Origin of the sequence: Citrobacter sp. wls619 (assembly GCF_005281345.1) — a bacterium.
In the GTDB taxonomy this organism is placed as follows: domain Bacteria; phylum Pseudomonadota; class Gammaproteobacteria; order Enterobacterales; family Enterobacteriaceae; genus Citrobacter.
On record NZ_SZXJ01000105.1, the window covers coordinates 403 to 2,670 of the forward strand.

At 32.8% G+C, this 2,268-nt stretch carries 3 protein-coding genes and 1 pseudogene; all 4 read left to right on the forward strand.

Annotation, left to right across the window (positions count from 1 at the left end; genetic code table 11):
• A pseudogene (locus FDX19_RS25220) lies at positions 1 to 253 on the forward strand (hypothetical protein); the annotation flags it as partial.
• On the forward strand, positions 250 to 987 hold the full coding sequence (locus tag FDX19_RS24925) for a hypothetical protein (RefSeq protein ID WP_137384813.1): 738 nt from the start codon (positions 250 to 252) through the stop codon (positions 985 to 987). The pseudogene FDX19_RS25220 and the gene FDX19_RS24925, both read left to right, overlap by 4 nt.
• A gap of 67 nt (positions 988 to 1,054) precedes the next feature.
• Positions 1,055 to 1,933 (forward strand): hypothetical protein, encoded by an 879-nt coding sequence (locus tag FDX19_RS24930; protein ID WP_137384814.1) that lies wholly within the window; start codon positions 1,055 to 1,057, stop codon positions 1,931 to 1,933.
• Between the two features lie 114 nt (positions 1,934 to 2,047).
• On the forward strand, positions 2,048 to 2,268 hold a 221-nt coding region (locus FDX19_RS24935), incomplete at its 3' end, for a PAAR domain-containing protein (RefSeq protein ID WP_137384815.1).

Genomic DNA, 2,268 nt, shown 5'->3' on the forward strand with positions numbered 1-2,268 from the left:
TAATGCCATTCGTCCATTACAACTGACAAATCAGGATTCTGATAAATATCATCTTCAATTTCATTTTTTTGATAAAGAACAAGCACCATATTCAAATATACGTTATATCGCATATTTTGTAGATGGAACTCAAATATATGGAGAGACAGATCAGAATGGGTATACCGAAATATTTACCCAAGATAACGATGAAGAAATTGCAATAAAACTTATCAATCCTGATTTTGATACATGTTGGGGAGAAGAAGAATGAGTGATAAAACGCACGGTAAACCGTCAAAAGAAATGATAGTTTTTAAACAATGTAAAATAAACGATTTTGATGCAATGATAACAGAAACATTAGAGGCTATGGATAAGGTATTAAATCAAAGAGAGAAAGATCTTAAAACTTGGGGAAACAAAGAAAAGAACGAATTCCATACAATATTTGGTATATGGGGTGATGAATTTGTTCATATAAACATGCCTGTAAGAGGAGAGCAACATCTTGTCAAAATAAGCGCAAAGGGTGTGATGGAAGATTGTATTAGGCGAATTAGGTATGTGGAAAGTACAATGACCATTAAAAGTTTCATTAACAAAATTAATGAACCACGTGAAGTTAGTGCTAAAGTACCAGGGGAACCACAGAAGGACTATAAGGTTGAAATTGGTATAAATTTTGTAGGGCGGAGAAAAAAAGACAGTAATGAAAAGAAACGCATATGCTCAAAACTTACCGGCCATGACTCTCGGGTGTCTACACTTTGCCACGAATTAAGCCATATACCCAAATTTTTTACAGACCCTAATGGTGGAGGAATGGGGACATCAGATTATGACTCTGAAGGGAATAAGCAATCGCCCTATCAAGAAGATAATGATGACTACAATGGGCATGTGAAAGGAGCTAATAAATTAATTACTGAAAATAAATTTGATCTTGTTTTTGACAATGCTTACAATATTGAAAGATACTTTGAAATAGAAATTAAAAACGAGTGATAAATTATTTTTCATTATCCTTCGCAGATTAATTCTTTAAATCACAGAATATAAGAGCTTTAATAAAATGAAGCGTTTCATTTATTTAAATAAAATTAACTTCAAAAAAATATTATTAATGATATTAGTTATACCAAACTGGTTATCAGCAAATGAATTATCCATTATCAAATACGGATATGGAATGAGAGGGTGGAATGGATATGAATATGAAAAAGCTCAACTACATCCCAAGCAATGGTACTTACCAAATTATCCTATCGTGCGTTTTAAATCATTTGAAGTTGCTAACACTAATGAACAAGCGTTAAACGGTTTATATCTCTCACTATCGGTAAAAAATAATAATAATAATATACTTGCAACACTTTCCTTTAAGAATGAAAAATCTTACCCATATTTTATTCGGACAACATCTCTACCTTATATACCAACAGAAAATAAAGAAAGCGCATCTGATATAAAACTATGTAGGATGCTTTTTTTTATATCCACGGCTAATATCTCATTAGATTATTTAGGAAGCATTTGCGATTATCGTAGTTCTTTTGAAAAAGATGACTGGTATAAGCTTTCTCCTCATAGTGAAGTACATTTTCAAATAATGCTTAATGAATATTATTATTTCATGCCTAATATTAAAAACTACATAATCAGAACTACTGATTTCACCTTCGTAAAACAAGAATGGTTTATTGAACAAAATATAAATGAAAAAATTTTATCTTTGATTGGGGATGGAAATAATCCACATCAATATCATATTCCACCACATTTACCACCGATAAAAAACAATTATATCCCGGAAAGTAACCAGTTAATAACATTTATGAGTAGATTTAATTTTAAGGGAATCAATAGTAATAACATCCTCATGATTAAGTCCAACCAAGTTCATATAAAAATAGATGGAGGAAAAGTCAAATCATTATATTACAAGGATTAAATAAAGATATTTTTACAGCAATGAGAACACCTCATGGTTTCTATCAAATCTGTCGATACCTACAAATAAAGCATTTGTTTTTTATGACGATTATATTACAACCTGGAGAAAAACATGCCCGCAGCAGCCAAGCTCAGCGATAAAGGTACTCAGCATGACGGTTATTACGAAACCGTCATCATCGCAGGCTCATCAACAGTATTTATTGACGGATCACCAGCAGCTCGTCAGGGGGATCCGCTAACTCCCCATGCTAAACCCAAACATCCACCTCACCCCCGAAAAATAGCAGGAGGGTCAGAAAGTGTCTTTATCGATGGTTTGCCTGCCGCCAG